15 protein-coding genes are annotated in these 15,711 nt (G+C 69.8%); 10 read left to right on the forward strand and 5 right to left on the reverse strand.

Annotation, left to right across the window (positions count from 1 at the left end; translation table 11 throughout):
* Positions 1-90 precede the first annotated feature (90 nt).
* From ACWGL3_RS02005 to ACWGL3_RS02050, 10 genes are all read left to right on the forward strand, one after another.
* Entirely contained in the window at positions 91-396 is a 306-nt protein-coding gene (locus tag ACWGL3_RS02005) for a hypothetical protein (protein WP_267947834.1), read from the forward strand.
* A gap of 640 nt (positions 397-1,036) precedes the next feature.
* On the forward strand, positions 1,037-1,750 hold the full coding sequence (locus ACWGL3_RS02010) for an HAD family hydrolase (RefSeq protein ID WP_267947833.1): 714 nt from the start codon (positions 1,037-1,039) through the stop codon (positions 1,748-1,750).
* Positions 1,747-2,700 (forward strand): Gfo/Idh/MocA family protein, encoded by a 954-nt coding sequence (locus ACWGL3_RS02015; RefSeq protein WP_267947832.1) that lies wholly within the window; start codon positions 1,747-1,749, stop codon positions 2,698-2,700. Before ACWGL3_RS02010 ends, ACWGL3_RS02015 begins: the two co-directional genes overlap by 4 nt.
* A complete protein-coding gene (locus ACWGL3_RS02020) occupies positions 2,697-3,854 on the forward strand; it encodes a DegT/DnrJ/EryC1/StrS family aminotransferase (RefSeq protein ID WP_452460686.1) in 1,158 nt (385 codons plus the stop codon). The genes ACWGL3_RS02015 and ACWGL3_RS02020 overlap by 4 nt, the downstream gene beginning before the upstream one ends.
* A 3-nt stretch (positions 3,855-3,857) precedes the next feature.
* Entirely contained in the window at positions 3,858-4,712 is an 855-nt protein-coding gene (locus ACWGL3_RS02025) for a Stf0 family sulfotransferase (RefSeq protein ID WP_267947830.1), read from the forward strand.
* Complete coding sequence (locus tag ACWGL3_RS02030; protein ID WP_267947829.1) at positions 4,709-5,914, forward strand: glycosyltransferase family 4 protein; 1,206 nt, start codon at positions 4,709-4,711, stop codon at positions 5,912-5,914. The genes ACWGL3_RS02025 and ACWGL3_RS02030 overlap by 4 nt, the downstream gene beginning before the upstream one ends.
* On the forward strand, positions 5,911-7,038 hold the full coding sequence (locus ACWGL3_RS02035) for a Gfo/Idh/MocA family protein (RefSeq protein WP_267947828.1): 1,128 nt from the start codon (positions 5,911-5,913) through the stop codon (positions 7,036-7,038). The genes ACWGL3_RS02030 and ACWGL3_RS02035 overlap by 4 nt, the downstream gene beginning before the upstream one ends.
* The gene (locus tag ACWGL3_RS02040; RefSeq protein ID WP_267947827.1) at positions 7,026-8,159 is read left to right on the forward strand and encodes a hypothetical protein; all 1,134 of its coding nucleotides are present in this window, start codon (positions 7,026-7,028) and stop codon (positions 8,157-8,159) included. The genes ACWGL3_RS02035 and ACWGL3_RS02040 overlap by 13 nt, the downstream gene beginning before the upstream one ends.
* Entirely contained in the window at positions 8,131-10,062 is a 1,932-nt protein-coding gene (locus ACWGL3_RS02045) for an ABC transporter ATP-binding protein (protein ID WP_452460687.1), read from the forward strand. Before ACWGL3_RS02040 ends, ACWGL3_RS02045 begins: the two co-directional genes overlap by 29 nt.
* Positions 10,059-11,855: an ABC transporter ATP-binding protein gene (locus ACWGL3_RS02050; protein ID WP_267947825.1), complete on the forward strand. Its 1,797-nt coding sequence runs from the start codon at positions 10,059-10,061 to the stop codon at positions 11,853-11,855. The genes ACWGL3_RS02045 and ACWGL3_RS02050 overlap by 4 nt, the downstream gene beginning before the upstream one ends.
* On the opposite strand, the gene ACWGL3_RS02055 is transcribed toward ACWGL3_RS02050, so the two are convergent.
* From ACWGL3_RS02055 to ACWGL3_RS02075, 5 genes are read right to left on the reverse strand one after another with little or no spacing between them, the layout of a single operon-like run.
* The gene (locus ACWGL3_RS02055; protein WP_267947824.1) at positions 11,846-12,412 is read right to left on the reverse strand and encodes a D-glycero-alpha-D-manno-heptose-1,7-bisphosphate 7-phosphatase; all 567 of its coding nucleotides are present in this window, start codon (positions 12,410-12,412) and stop codon (positions 11,846-11,848) included. The genes ACWGL3_RS02050 and ACWGL3_RS02055 overlap by 10 nt on opposite strands.
* Positions 12,413-12,419: 7 nt before the next feature.
* Positions 12,420-12,998 (reverse strand): NUDIX hydrolase, encoded by a 579-nt coding sequence (locus ACWGL3_RS02060; RefSeq protein ID WP_267947823.1) that lies wholly within the window; start codon positions 12,996-12,998, stop codon positions 12,420-12,422.
* Between the two features lie 32 nt (positions 12,999-13,030).
* Positions 13,031-14,017, reverse strand: coding sequence for an NAD-dependent epimerase/dehydratase family protein (locus ACWGL3_RS02065; RefSeq protein ID WP_267947822.1), 987 nt, complete (start codon positions 14,015-14,017; stop codon positions 13,031-13,033).
* Entirely contained in the window at positions 14,014-14,730 is a 717-nt protein-coding gene (locus ACWGL3_RS02070) for a sugar phosphate nucleotidyltransferase (RefSeq protein WP_267947821.1), read from the reverse strand. The genes ACWGL3_RS02065 and ACWGL3_RS02070 overlap by 4 nt, the downstream gene beginning before the upstream one ends.
* Complete coding sequence (locus ACWGL3_RS02075; RefSeq protein ID WP_267947820.1) at positions 14,727-15,686, reverse strand: phosphotransferase family protein; 960 nt, start codon at positions 15,684-15,686, stop codon at positions 14,727-14,729. The genes ACWGL3_RS02070 and ACWGL3_RS02075 overlap by 4 nt, the downstream gene beginning before the upstream one ends.
* Positions 15,687-15,711: the final 25 nt, after the last annotated feature.

Genomic DNA, 15,711 nt, shown 5'->3' on the forward strand with positions numbered 1-15,711 from the left:
GGACGCGGGGCCGCCGGCGTTCGCGGGGCGGGGCCGCCGCGGGCGCGCTCCCCGTCCCCGACGGTCACCCCCGTGGGCGATGCTGGAGTCATGACCGACCCTGACCAGCCGCGCATCCCCGAGCCCGACGTCGAACACCTGGCCGCCACGCTCCGCCGGCGCCGCGAGGAGCTCGCCCACGCCTCCGGCGTCCGGATCGGACGCGGGGACGTGGTGCACAAGCTCGCCACGCACATGTGGGCCGGTGTGGCCGTGCCCGCCATCGCCTGCCACGCGGCCGTCGACCCCCTCCGGCTGACCGCCGCGGCCGGCCCCGTCACGTGCCGCCGCTGCCTGGGGCGCGGCCGCGGCGAACGCGACCGCCAGACCCCGGGCCAGACCGTCCTGGACCTCTGACCCGCGCAGGCGGGAGGGCGCGGCCGGAGGGCCCCGTCGGGGCGTGCAGCGGGAGGAGCCGGGCTCGCCGGCGCCCTCACGGGGGAGGTGGGCGGAGGTTCCCCGCCCCGGCACTCCGGGTGCGGTGGCCGCCCCCGTACGCACGGAGGGCGGCAGGGCGCGGCCGAGCCGCCCGACAACGCGGCACCGGGGCCCGTGACGTCTCAGGCCTCCCTGGCCGCCCCACCAAGGGCCCTTGCCGCCGGGGGCGGCCTCCTCTCTCCGACACGGGGTCGTGACCTGCGACTTCGTTTTGAAAAGGTCTGCTCATAGGCGCACACCGAGCAGCTTCCCGACCGGGGATCCCGAATAGTTTCTCCTTTTCACTCTAGAGAACCATACGCCGGATATGGTAACTTCCTGATCTCGTAGGGGTTAATGCACGCCCCCGGCAGCCCGACATCGCCCCCTCGTCCAGAACGGCCTGGCCGATATCAGCGCCCCGCGGTCAGATACACGCAGAACCACAACTGTCTCAGGAAAGGTTCCACCATCCGACCCCAGCCGGAGTGGAGCCAATGCGCCTTCGAGCAGATAGGTTTGCCGAGCTTGAACAGAATTATGTCTGTGCATCCTCGTCCGGCTTCCACCCGGGGAGGTCGTGTTGATTGACGGTCGGCCGAGCGCCGTGCTGTTCGATGTAGGGTCCACCCTGATCCATATCGATCCGGCGGTCCTGACCGCCTGCCTGACCCGGCACGGCGTCTCCGGTGTCGCGGAGCACGACGCATCGGCAGCCTTCCTGCTGTCCCTCGAGGCGAGTCGGGAGCGGCTTCCGCTCGGGCAGGACGACCTCGGCAAGGAGGCGATGCGCTGGGCCCAGCTGCTCGACGTCCCGAGCACCCCGGCATGCGCCGCCTTCAAGGAGGCGGTACAGCGACCCGATCTGTACAGCCGTCTCGCACCGGACGCCAAACCGGTGCTCGCCGCGCTGCGGGCGTCCGGAGTGACACTGGTAGCGGTGGCCAACGACGACGGCGGCCTCGCCGCACAGCTGGCCAGGACGGGCCTGGCCGAATTCTTCGGCGCCGCAATGGACTCAACGGTGTTCGGCGTCGAGAAACCGGACGGCGAGATCTTCCGGGCCGCCTGCCACACGGCTGGCGTTCTTCCGTCCGAGGCGTGCTTCGTCGGTGACGGCCTCATCAACGACCTCCTCGGAGCCTGGGCCGCCGGCATTGGCAGATGCCTGCTGTACGACCCTCACCGCCTGAGACCAGAGATCCCCGAAACCCTACGCATCAACAGTTTGACCGATATTTTAGGCATCGTGTCCGCAGCCAGCGACGAACGCCCCCGAGGGGAAATCCGATGACCGGGAAAACCACTGTCATAGTCGGATTCGGGCATGTGGCGCGAAACGCTTACCTACCCCTTCTCGCCAAATCGGACACCCGCGTGAAGGTGGTCGACACTTCCGAGGACGCGCGTGCCGATGCCACGCGAATCGGGCTTGATGCATTGGCCGAATTACCGCCCGCAGCACCAGGCGACCAAGCGATTATCCTTTCCCCCATTCCCAGTCACCTCACGTTGGCCGAGGCCGCTGTGGCCCACGGCTACCACGTCCTGGTCGAGAAGCCGCCGGCGCCCACCGCCCGGACGTGGCTCGACCTGTGCGCCCGGGCCCGCGCCAGGGGCCTCGCGGTGGCAGGAGCACCGTTCACCGCCTCCGGTCGGAGCATCGAAACGATTCGACGACTCTGGGGGGACGGAAGTCTGGGGCAGATCACCGACGTCAGAGTCGACTTCGCCAAGACCGGACCCTACGTGAACGGCGCCGTCGAGCCGCGGCGGGCATGGTTCCTCGGCCCCGGGGCCGGACCCGCGCGGGATTTCGGCCCCTACCCGCTCACCTTGTTGGTGGGCCTCTTCGGACCCCTTCAACAGGTGGCATGGGAAGTCGACGACACCCCCGAAGCCGGACACGTACTGACGGGCAGCTTCAGCGTCGAAGGAACCTCTGTACCGCTGCACGCCGACTTCCGCTACGCGGAGCCACGCGGCGCGCCCCCTGTGGTCATCACCGGCTCACGCGGCCGGCTGGTGCTCGACAGCGAAATGGTCGACGGGCCGCTCCTGGAGACCCCTCCTGCCCCCGGCCACACGCCGTCGGCGGTTCCGCGGTCGAAGTACCGGCTCGCTCTGGACCGGTTCGAGCACCTGATCACCGACGAGGCGGCCCTGCTCACGCACCAGCACCTGGTCGGCGAAGTGCTGAACGTTTTACACAAGCTCGACTCACCTGTGGGAGACGCCCGTTGACCTCATACGAAACCCGAGAGCCGACGGCGGTGGCGTCCCATGAGCTCTCCCTGGACGAAGCCGACGTCGACGCCGTGGTGGAACGGATGAGGTCGGCACTCACCGGGGGGGACCTCACCGCGGGACCGCAGGTCTCCGAGTTCGAGGGTGCGCTGCGCGAGTACACCGGCCGGAGAGCCGCGGTCGCCGTGGCGAACGGCACCGCAGCACTCGAGCTGGTCCTACGCGCCCTCGGGGTCGGGCCCGGACACGAGGTCCTCGTCCAATCGGGCAGCTTCATCGCCAGTGCCGCGGCCGTGGCCTCCGTCGGCGCCCACGTGAGGTTCGTCGACATGGCCCCGGACCAGCTCGGGCCGACAGCCGCCCAGGTGGAGGCCGCGCTCGGACCGGCGACCACCGCCGTGCTGGTCACCCACCTGGGCGGACTGATCAGCGGACACCTGGACGACGTGGCGCGGCTGTGCCGGGAGAGGGGGCTGCGGCTGATCGAGGACGCGGCACAGGCCCTCGGCAGCCTGCACGACGGACGGGCGCCGGGAAGTTGGGGGGTGGCGGCGACCTTCTCCTTCTACGCACGCAAGGTACTGACCACGGGTGAAGGCGGCGCCGTGGTCACCGACGACCCCGACCTGGCCCGACTGGTGCGGCTGTTGGGCGATCAGGGCCGCTCTCCGGACGGGGTCCACCGAATTTTCGGCACCAACGCCAGGATGACCGAGTTCCAGGCCGCCCTGGGGCTGGTCCAGTTCGACCGACTCGACGAGCGCCTCGCCGCACGGCGGGCCATCGCCGCCAGGTACGACGCCGCCTTCGGTCCCCACCGCCGGCCGGTCCCCCCGCAGGTCCGGCCGAACCACTACAAGTACTGGCTCGAACTCCCCACCGAGCGGCACCGCGACGACTTCGCGGCAGCGCTCGCCGAGCAGCTCGTGGAACTACCCGGTCCGCTCACCGGTCATGCCCTGCCCATACACAGGCAACCCGCGTCCGCCGACCGCTCCACGCCCGAGGAGCTACCGGAGACCGACCGCTTCGCGAGCACGCATGTCTGCCTGCCGGTGTATCCGGGGTTGACGGAGGATCGTGTCGAACGGGTCATCGCGGCCGGGAGACGCGCGCTCGACGGCGTCGGCTCCGGGAACGAGGAGGAGTGAGGCATGAGAGGCGCACACGGGGGAAGAATCGGCTACCTCGTCCTGGGCTCACCACGCACGGGTACCAACCTCCTCTGCCATGCCCTGCACGCCACGGGACAGGCCGGTGAACCCGCCGAGTGGTACGGGACCTCCTCCCTGCACGAGAACCTGGCCGCCCAGGAACTCGCGCATCCGGACTCGCGCCCGGGGGCGCCCAGAGCGACGGACTGGGCGGCCTACCAGCGTGCGCTGCTCGGCCGGACCGGTTCCGGAAACCGGTTCGGGGTCAAGGTCTTCCTCTACCACCTGGAGCCACTGCTGAAAACCGGCCAGATGGCCTCTCCGGTCGACCTGCTCCCCGACGGCTACCGCGACGACGTCCGCATCATCACGGTCAGCCGCAGGGACGTGGTCGCCCAGGCGGTCTCGATGATCATCGCGAGCCGAACCGGAATATTCGTGGATGTGCCGGGGGTGGCACCGCGGCGGGTCCCCACGACGACGACCTGGTGGCGCGAGGGTCCGCCTGCGGCCCTCGTCACGAACCCGGAGGAGCTCACCGCGGACCTTTTCGATTCGGCCGAGGTGCACCAACTCATCACCGCGATCCGGCGGCATCACTCCACCTGGTCCGACTGGCTCGCCGATACCCGGTTCCCGACGCTCAGCGTGACGTACGAGGACCTGGTGGACCGGCGAGAATCGGTACTCAGTTCCACCTTTGAGCTGCTCGGCATCCACACACGTGCAGCAGAGTTCACCGACCCCGGTCCACGACGCCAGGCCACGGCCCTCAACGACGAGCTGGCCGCACGGTACAGGCTCTGGCTCGCCGACCGCCCGGGGGCGGCCACCACCACAGGGAGGCAGCTGTGAGCAGTCAGGGCGGCAGCGCGGACAGCGCGACGAAAGCGATGCTCCTGGCCCCCGGGGACCTGGCCGACCGCGGCGGCGGAGCCCCCATGCGGTGGCGCGCTCTGCACTCCGCGCTCTCAGCGTTCCTGCCGACCGAGTACTACCCCGTGACCTGCGCGTCCCCTGACCTCATGTGTCAGCACCCGAAGGGGGACGTCCAGGACATCGACGGCCTCGAGGACCCGTTCGCCACCTCCTACTGCCCGATACAGAGCGAGCACCTGGTCTCACGTGTGGTGGCCGAGGCCCCCTCCTTCGTGGTTGCCAGTGAGCTGCGGCTGCATCGGTACGCCGAACAGATCAGACTCCGCACCGGTGTCCCGGTCGTGGACGACATGCACAACGTCGAGTACACGCTCCGGCAGGAGCTGGCTGCCCACCGGATGGCAAGCCGGTACACGGAGGAGCACACCCGGCAGATCTTCGCGGTCGAGGAGAAGGTCCTGCGGCAGGCCGCCGGGGTCTGGGTCTGTAGTGGGCACGACCGGGAAACGCTGCTGAAGCTCCACGGCTCCAGCCGATCCGACGCCGTCCACGTGGTGAGCAACGCGATCCCGGTGACGACCGCCACCGTGCCCGAGAACGAGATCGAGGCCGCCGCCTTCACCGGCCTGATCAGTTACGGGCCCAATGAACAGGCCGTGCGCACACTGGTGGAAGAGGTCCTGCCGCTCCTGCGCGGGGCCCCGTCCGCACTGCCACTCGTCATCGCGGGCGCGCGCTGCCCGGACTGGTTGTCACAGGCCGTGGAGACGACACCGGGCCTGCGTGTTCTCCCCGACCCCGACGACTTGAGCGAGCTGATCGGACGGAGTGCGCTCCTCATCCCGCTTCAGGTCGGCGGAGGCACCAGGTTCAAGGTGCTCGAGGCGTTCGCGCTCGGCGCTCCCGTCGTCTCGACGGCCAAGGGCGTGGAAGGGCTCGGCCTCGTCCATGGGCTTCACTACCTGCGGGCCGACCGACCGGACGAGTTCGCGGCCGCCTTCGAGCGGTTGCGGTCCGACCGAGCGCTCACCCGCCGGCTGCGGACCGCCGGACACGAACTCGTCACACGACGCTTCTCCTTCCAGGCGGTCACCGCCCAGGTGGGCGCCGCCATCTCCGCCCTGCCCGGTCCACCCTCCACCGGAACCACCCCCGAAACGACGAGGAGCGCCCTGTGAGCCGTCCCTCCACCGGAATCGCGGTCGTCGGATGCGGCTACGTATCGGACTTCTACCTGAACCCGCTCATCGACCACCCGGAGCTGACGTTGGTCGGAGTGCACGACCGGATCACAGAGCGAGCCGCCGCCGTCGGCGAGCGGCACGGCGTCGAGGTCTACCGCACGCTTTCCGAACTGCTGTCCGACGACCGGGTACAGATCGTCGTCAACCTGACCAACCCCGAGAGCCACGCCGACGTGACGCTCGCCACCCTCGCCGCGGGCAGACATGTGTACACGGAGAAACCGCTGGCCACCGACGTGGCTGACGGGCGGCGTATCGTAGAAGAGGCCGACCGGTCCGGCCTGCTGGTGGCGTGTGCCCCGGCGAACGTCCTCGGTGAGGCCTTCCAGACCGTGTGGCGCGAGGTCAGGAAGGGCTCGGTCCGCACCCCACGCCTCGTCTACGCCCAGCTCGACGACGGCGCCGTCCACTTGATGGACTTCCCGACCTGGCACAACAGCACGGGCAGCCCCTGGCCCTACAAGGACGAGTTCGCCCTGGGCTGCAACATCGAGCATTCGGCCTACCACCTCTCCGCGCTGACGACCCTGTTCGGCCCCGTCGACCGTGTTGTCGCGGACCACGCCACCCTCATGCCCGACAAACTGCCTCCGGGCGAAGAGGGGGGCGTCGGACCCGACTACGTGACGGCTTCGCTGAGATTCGGTTCCGGGGTCGTAGCCCGGCTGACGTGCAGCATCGTCGCGCCTCCCGACCGCTCACTGACCGTCGTCGGGGACGGGGGCGTACTGCGCCTCGACAACTGCTGGGACTTCGGATCGCCGATCACGCTGCGGACGGCCACCGACCCGGGGCACGACTACCTCCTGCCGGAGAACGAAGTCGAACACGTACGCCCCTTCGTCTACCGCAAGCACTACTCGGCCGACCACCGGATGAGCTTCCCCCGGGGCATCGCCGACCTCGCGTCGGCAGTGGAAGAGGGACGGACCCCGCGGCTGTCCGCGCGGCAGGCGCTGCACGTCCTCGAGGTCACCCTCGCCATGACGTCCCCGACCAACGTCACCGCGATCTCCTCGCGGTTCGACGCACCGGAGCCGCTTCCATGGGCTCTGTGAACATCCCGGGGCGCGCATCCGGACCGAAGGCCGCCCCGACGGTCTCCTGCGCGATCATGGCGCACCCCGCCCGGCGTGCCTCGGCGGAGGAGATCGCCCGGCGCCTGAGCGCGCTCTCGCCCCGGATCGTGTACGACCCCGACCCGACCGGCCCCAGGTCGACCCTGCGCACCGCGCTCGCCGCGTGGTCCTCCACCGGCCCCGGCGCCACCCACCATCTCGTCGTGCAGGACGACGTCCTACCCGTCGACGACTTCGTACCGCGGCTGCTGGCCTCGGTCTCCCAGCATCCGGACAAGGTGCTCTGCACGTTCGCGGAGTGGGGCTGCCAGACGGCGACCATGATCCGCTGGGCCGCGCTGCACGGCGTGGGCCTGGCCGAATGCATCGACACCTACGTGCCCACACAGGCCACCGTGCTTCCCGTGGCCGACGCTCGGGCCTTCGTCGCGGACGCGGCCGCCCACTTCTCCCCGGACGTACCCGACGACATCGCCCTGCGCCGCCACCTCGCGGCCCAAGGGCGGTCAGCCTACGCGCTCGCGCCCCAACTGGTGGACCACGACACCGTACCGAGCCTGGTGGGAAACGAATCCGACGGTGTTCGACCGGCCACGTGGCTGCTGGAACCCGAGGCCCCGGAACCCGCTCCGGGAGTCTTGCACGCTCCGTTCCGCATACCGACCCAGACATGGAGCAAAGGGCGGTCCCTGTGCTTCTCCTACGACCCCAGAACCCTGCGCATGGAGGACGAGGGACCGACCCGAAGAGAGCTGGCGGAGCTCGGCCTCCCCCCTGCGGAGATCGCGGCGGGGCTGGACCGGGAGCTGGAGCGCAGCCGCGGAACCGTCGACCTGGAGCTACGCCTCGGCTACGGTCTGCTTCACGAGTTGTGGATCACGGCGATCGCGCTCGGGGCGCTCCTGCCTCCGGCACCCGGCCCGCCCCCCCACCGCGCTCCGTCCCCGGGAGCAGCCCCGCGCCAGGCACTGCGCACGATGGGCCCCGGAGCGATGCGCCGCTTCGCCGATACGGCGGTCCTGAACGCATGCGAGGAGCCGCTGACCGATCTGGTGGTGGAAGGGGTGAGCTGTGGGCTGGCGATCCGCAATCGTCTCTAAGCGGACCTTCGTCCGCTCCGTGGGCGCCGAATTGCGCCAGATCGCCGGTCTCCTGCCCCAGGGCGGCCCGGGGCCGGTGCTGGCCGTCATCGTGTGCAACGTGCTGCTCGGAGCACTTCCGGTGCTCTTCGTGGTCGGCACCAGCGTCATGCTCGGGTTGATACCCGCGGCCGCGGAGGCCGGTACCGGCTCGGCGCAGTGGTCGGCCGTGGTGTTCGCCTTCGTGCTGGCCTCGGTCGCGTTCACCGCCCACCAGGCACTGGCTCCGGCCCAGAGAACACTGGGCGACCACCTGGCCCGGCGCATCGACGGACGGCTCTTCGACCGGATCATCACCGCTTCGCTGCGGGGGTCCGGCCTTGCCGCCCTGGAGAACCAACACCTGATCGAACGTCTCGGAGAGGCGAAACAGGATCTCGAACTCGGCATGGACAGCCCTGGCAGGGCATGTGCCGGCGCGCTCCACCTGATCTCACGAGGCGTTCAGCTGCTCGGCTACCTCCTCGTCATCGGCATCGGCTTCTCCTGGACGGCCGGGGTCGGCGTGGTGGCCGCCGTGCTCATGTTCCGCTACGGGCTGCGCAGCGGTCTGCGCAAGTACAGCGAAAGCTGGGAGAGGCTGACGAAGGAGCGGCGTGAGGCACGCTACCTGCGGCAGCTGGCCATGGGCGCGGCGGCCGGGAAGGAGATCCGGACCTTCGGACTGGTCGAGTGGTTGCGCGATCGCCACCGAGCGGTCTACCTGCGATGGCTCGCACCGACGTGGGCGGAGCGGCGCCGGCTCCTGCTCTGGCCCTACCTCAGGTACACGGCGCTGGGACTGGGGATCACCATGGGGGTACTCGTCGCCGTCGCGAGCGCCGGCGCCGGCGGGGCGTCCCTCACCTCCCTCGCGCTGGTCACCCAGGCGGTGCTGAACTGCCTCAGACTCGGTGAGTTCTACCCCGAGTCGGACATGCAGACCCTGCACGGCATGAGGGCCTACCGGGCGCTGACCGAGTTCGAACAAGGCGCGGAAGCGCTCAGGAGGGCCCGGGAACCCGTGGCCGCCGGCGGGACGGCGGGGTCCGGCGCCGCCGATCCCACACCGCGTCAGGAGATCAGGTTCTCCCACGTGTCCTTCCGCTACCCGGGCGGGAAGCACCAGGTGTTCGACGAACTCGACCTGAGCATTCCCGCGGGGATGTGCACGGCGATCGTGGGAAGCAACGGCGCCGGCAAGACCACCCTGATCAAGCTCCTCACACGGTTGTACGAGCCCGACGAAGGCACGATCACGATCGACGGCGTCGACCTGGCCTCCTTCCCCCTGGACGCCTGGCGGTCCCGCACCGCCGTGGTCTTCCAGGACTTCAACCGCTATGAGACCAGCGCCGCCGACAACATCGGCTTCGGCGACGTTCGGCACGGGGACGTCGCCGGTGATCGCGACGAGATCCGTGGAGCCGCCAAGGACGCCGGGATACTCGACACCATCGAGGTCCTTCCCGACGGACTCGACACACCGCTGGCGAAGCACATGGCACGAGGGGTCGACCTGTCCGGCGGACAATGGCAGCGGCTCGCACTCGCCAGGGCCCTCTTCCGGCTCCGGCACAACGGCGGAGTGCTCGTACTCGACGAGCCGACGGCAAGCCTCGACGCGCGCGCCGAGGCACGGTTCTTCGAGGAGTTCGTCCGGCCCGCCAACGGTGCGACCACCCTGCTCATCTCGCATCGGTTCTCGACGGTGCGACACGCCGACCACATCGTCGTGCTCTCGGACGGCCGCGTGACCGAAGCGGGATCACATGACGAGCTGGTCCGGGCCAACGGCAAGTATGCCCGCATGTTCCGGCTGCAGGCCGCCCGCTTCACCACGGCGACCTCCTCATCGACCGACGAATCGGAAGGGCACGGATGAGACGCCTCCTCATCGCCGCTGGCGGCCTGCTGGCCATGTGCTGGCGGCAGAGCCCGGGCAAGACCCTGGCGGCGGTGGGCCTCATGATAGCCAGCGGAACCGCGATGCCACTGGCCGGCATCAGCCTCCGCCAGTTGGTCAACGCGGCTCTCGACGGCAGGATCGGGGAGGCCGTGCTCCTGGGCGTCCTGATAGCGGTGCTGCTGATCGCGGCGCTCACCTGCTCGCATTTCGCGCACATCGCGTACTACGAGCTCGCCGAACTCAACATGCTGCGTTACAACCACCAGCTGATCACCCTGGCCAACGGCTCCTCCAGCCTCGAGGCACACGAGAACCCCGAGTACGCCGACCGGCTCACCGTGCTGGAACGCGAGGTCCTCCAGACCCGCAACACGCTCCAGGCACTGCTCGCCACGTCGGGGCTCGCCTTCGGGATGCTGCTGACCGCCGTCATGCTCGCGTTCCTGCACCCGGTCCTGTTCCTCCTGCCGCTGCTCGCGGTACCCCCGATCCTTGCGGGGCGCCGAGCCGAGCAGATCGTCGACGCCTCCAGGGGCAGGACCGCGGAACCCACCCGGCGAGCGCTCAACCTCGTTCACCTGACCACGGCCTCCGCCACGGCCAAGGAGCTCAAGGTCTTCCAGCTGGAGGACGAGGTGCGACGGCGGCACTCGGAGCTCTGGGATCTGACCAGCGGCGACCTGTGGAGAGCACAGCGCCGTGCCACCCTTCTGCGCGCCCTGAGCCAGCTCGTCTTCGCCACCGGATACGTGAGTGCGGTGCTGTTGGTCGCCCACGGAGCGATCACGGGCCGCAGCACGGTGGGCGACGTGGTGCTGGTGGTCGTTCTCGCCTCACAGGTCAACTCCCAGGTGGCCCAGGTCGTCGCCCTGGTACCCGACCTCCAGAGGCTCAGCGGCGTCGACCGCCGGCTCCGCGAACTCCAGGACGCCCTGGGCCGACCGGCTCCGGCCCCCCCACCGGCCCCGGACGCCGGGACAGCGGCCCCGGACCGCCTCCGGAGCGGCATCACCCTCAGGGGGCTGTCGTTCGCCTACCCGGGCACCGAGGCACTCGTGCTGCGCGACGTCGACCTCCACCTACCGGCCGGTGCCACGGTCGCCGTCGTCGGCGAGAACGGGGCGGGCAAGTCGAGCCTGGTCAAAATGCTCTGCGGGTTCTACCGGCCCACGCACGGCGACATCCTCGTGGACGGCACCCCTCTACGGGCCATCCCCTCCAAGACGTGGCACGCGCGCATGTCGGCCGGATTCCAGGATTTCGCCAGGTACGAGTTCGTCGTCAGGCAGACCGTGGGAGTGGGCGACCTGCCACGTGAATCCTCCGAGAGCGCGGTCGTGGAAGCACTGCGTCGCGCACACGCGGAGGACGTGCTGGCCCCGCTCCCGGACGGCCTGGGGACCCAACTCGGCAAGAGCTACTCCGACGGCGCGGAACTCTCCGGAGGCCAGTGGCAGAAGCTGGCGCTCGGTCGCGCGTTCATGCGCGACCGGCCGCTCCTGCTCGTACTGGACGAACCCACCGCGGCACTCGACGCCGAGGCGGAGGACGCCCTCTTCAAGCGCTACATCACCCAGGCGAGGAAGATCGCAGCCGATGGGGGGATCACCCTGCTCGTCTCACACCGGTTCTCGACCATCAGCACGGCCGACATGATCGTGGTGGTGGCGGACGGCCGTGTCGCGGAGGCCGGCGACCACGGTGAGCTGATCCGCCGAGGCGGGCTCTATGCGGAGCTGTACGCGCTCCAGGCCCGGGGCTACCGGTGAACCGCCCCCCTCCGAACACCGGAGCCGGCCCCCAGAGCCCAGCCCACCGCCTCACGGATGTCCGAGGCCACGAAATCCGCCCGGGTGTCGTGGGGTCCGCACCCCGGAGGACGGATCAGGACGGTGGCAGAGCCGGCCGTGCGGCCGGCTTCGACATCGGTCGCGGAGTCCCCGATCAGACAGGACGCGGCCAGGTCCAGTCCGAGATCGGCCGCAGCACGCACCAGCATGCCCGCAGCCGGTTTCCGGCAGTCACAGCTGTGCAGCGGGTGCGGGCAGACGTAGCGGGCGGTGAGCCGGGCGCCGTGCTCCATCAACAGGGCGCTCAGCCTGGCGTCCACCGCCTCGTAGGCGCGCCTGTCCGCGGCCGGCTCCGAGAGCCATCGCTGGTTCGTGACGAGTACCGCGTGCACACCCGCCTCGTTGATGTGGCGGACGGCCTCCGCCGCTCCCGGTAGCAGTTCCAGGTCCTCAGGACGGCGAACGTACTGGCCGGGAGCGGCGGACCTGTTCAGGGTGCCGTCCCTGTCCAGGAAGACGGCGCTCCTCAACGGCATCGGACGCTCACAGCATGCCGAAGTGCAGTGCGTGCAGGAGAGCGACCGAGGTCAGCGCGCCCGGCACCTTTCCGTCGCGGAGCAGCGACGACAATTCGTCGGGACGGAACCAGACCCGTGCGGACGACTCGTACGCGTCGACGGGCTCTCCGGTCTGTTCGTCCGCTGTCGCCAACACGAAGTGGAAACGCTGGTCGCTGACCCCGTCGGAGGGGTTGCAGACCAGCATGCGGCTCATGTCCCGCACGGTCCACCCGGTCTCCTCCAGCACCTCGCGGGCCGCGGCGTCCTCGACGCCCTCGTCCTCGTCCAACGCGCCCGCCGGGATCTCGAAACCGGATGTGTCGGTGATGAATCGATACCGGTGGAGCAGCAGGACCCCGCGGTCGGGGTGACGCAGCACCACCCCGACCGCGTCGGCGACACGAGCCACGTGGTGCTCATAGGGCTCCCGTCCCGGCGGGACCACCTTCACAAGGTCGAGGCCTATCCAGGGGCTGCTGTACAAGGAGCGGTTTCCCAGCACCTTCCAGCGTTCCGGCTCGGGCAGCCGGTCGCCGTCGGCGGACCCGAAGTCGTTCTGCATCCGCGGTTCGTTCCTCTCGGTCATTTCCCCGGTCACCGGGCTCCGGTCGTGGGGCGCCGGGTGGCCAGGAGCGCCCGGGCCGTCTCCCTGACGGCCTCCTCCGACGTCGACCGGGGCCGCCAGCCGTGCTCCTCCAGCGCCTCCGGCCTGATGAGCAGGGACGGGATGTCCCCGCGCCAGCCCTGGCGCCCGCCCTCGTATGTGATCTCCGGTGTGCCGTCAGGGAACTCCTCGGCGACGATCTCCGCCACACGGTGCGCGCTGATCGCGTCCTGGTTGCACACGTGGAAGACGGAGAAGTCCCCGCCGTCCGACTCCGCTGCCGCGGCGACGGCACGCAGGGCCGCCACGCAGTCCCGGACATGGAGATAGCTACGGGTCTGTCTGCCGTCCCCGAGCAACCTGATCTCCCCCGGATCGTCATGCAGGCGTCGGACCAGATCGGCGATGATGCCACGTCCCATCCCCGGGCCGACGACGTTGGAGAGCCGGCCGACGGCGGCCTGCAGCCCGCACTCGTTGGCGTAGGCCTCGAGGAACGCCTCCGCGGCGGCCTTGCCCGCGGCGAAGCGGGTGGTGGGCCGCAGCAATCCGCTCCCCTCGGCGACCGTGGTCCCTTCGGGCACCGGGCCGTAGACGAGCTGGCTGGACGTCATCACGACGTTCACGGGACGCGGAGCCTCCCTCAGCGCCTCGAGCAAGGCGATGGTCCCGCCGACGGTGTCGGTGAAGTCGGCCGTACGGCCCGCCCTGTCGGACCTGTTCTCGGTGTTGGCCGACAGGTGGTAGACATGCGTGGTTCCGGAGAACAAGGGTTCCAGCTGCTCGATGTCGCGCATGTCGGCGGCGTGGTAGGTGAGTTCGCCCGTCCCTGCCAGTCCGTGGAGTCGCACCGCGTCCTGCCAGGGTGCGCGGTCGACCACCGCCACCGGTACCCCGTCGTGCAGGAGCGCCGACACGAGGGCCGCGCCGATGAAGCCGGCCCCTCCGGTGACGACAGCCCGTCCTTCTCGTGTCATATCCCTGCTTCCTTCGCCGTTCCTGCCGAGAGATGGGTGGCCAGTGCCTGATGGCGCCGAGGTGTTCCGATGTCGAAGAACCGCTCCCCGGTGACGGCGGCCGCCAGGGCCCCCCTCCCCATGAGGGCGTGGAACAGCTCGTGCAGGTCGGTTCGCTCCCGTGCACGCTGCAGGACGTCGAGTGCCGACCTGCGCAGCAGCGTGACACCGGTGTCCGTCAGGCCCCCGGGGACGCCGTTCTTGTCGTAGGCGGTGACGGTGCCGTCCCGTACGCCGACGTTGGGGAGTACGTCGTTCGACGCCCGGGTGAGGAGCATCATCCCGAGCGAGTCGGGCGGGAACCGGTCGAACAGGCCGCCGTAGTCGGTGTCCAGGTAGGTGTCTCCGAGCAGGACCATGAACTGTTCGTCCAGGTGGCCGACGCTGTGCAGCAGGGCGCCGGCCGTCCCCAGGGGGGCGGGTTCCGTCTCGGCGGTGGTCTCCCACTCGGCGGGCAGCGTCGCGAGGTGGGCGGCGACCCGGGGGGCGAGATGGCCGAGGCAGAAGTGGAACCTGCGCAGGCCGCTCGCCGCCACGGGCTCGAGCATGACGTCCAGGAACGGACGGCCGAGGACGTCCTGCAGCACCTTCGGCCTGTCCGCGCCCATCGGCCCCAGGCGCGTGCCGAGTCCTCCCGCCAGGACCACGACCTGCTCGCTGCGGGGCTCCGTCATTCCCCTGTCCGCGAGGCCGGGCCGGACACGCCGCCGAGGAGTTCGGACACGTCCTCGCGCAGCAGGAGGTCGGCGCAGAACTTGAAGTGGCCGTCCTGCCCCTGCGGGTCGTAGGCGTTGCTCGCGATGATGCCGTAGACGGCTCGGTACAGGGCCATGCGCTCGGGGGGGCAGCCGAACCGTTCGACGACGGCGGCGTCGAGGTAGGCCTCCGTCTCGTGCGCCTGGGGGCCGTACATGTCGAAGATGCTGGCCGTCAGCGCGGCGTCGAAGACAGGGTCGCCGACGGTGGAGAGGAACCCGAAGTCGAGCGTGCCGACCACCTGGCACTCGTCGTTCACGAGTACGTTGTCGGGTACCAGGTCCCCGTGCATGAGGCCGAGCGGCACATCACCGAGATCGCCGACGAGTTCGAGGATCCGGGCCAACTTGCCGTCGAAGCCCGGAACCGCGGCGCGCAACTGGTCCCCGAACAGGGCGAGCCTGCGGTGGATCAACGCCGTCAAGGCGTCAGGCCAGGAGGTGTGCCCCTCCCAGAAGGGCGAGGCCTCGTCCAGGACGGCGAGGCCGCGCAACGCCGGGGAGTCCGCTGTCGAGATCTCGCCCAACACGTCGAGCATGCATGCGGCGGCTTGCGGCCACAGCTCGGGGCGCCGCGGGTCCATGTCGGCCAACGGCACGCCGGACAGCCTCTGTTCGATGCTCACGAAGCGCCCGTTCTCGTACAGCACTTCTTCGATGCGCGGCGTTCGGAAGGCCAGCTGGGCCTTGGCCAGATCGTCGTAGAAGCGCTGGAGCCGTTCCAGCTCCTCCCCGGACCGCACACCCCAGACCTTGGCGACCAGGTCGTCGTTCAGGGCGTAGACGGCCCCCTCCATCCCCGCCGCTAGTTCCGCCGCCTCGGGGTACCCCTTCGCCTCGAAGAAGCGAACCCAGGCCTCGTCGTGCTGCTGCATGCCGATCTCTGCTTTCCTTGTCGTG

The sequence above is a fragment of the Nocardiopsis sp. NPDC055824 genome (assembly GCF_053616335.1).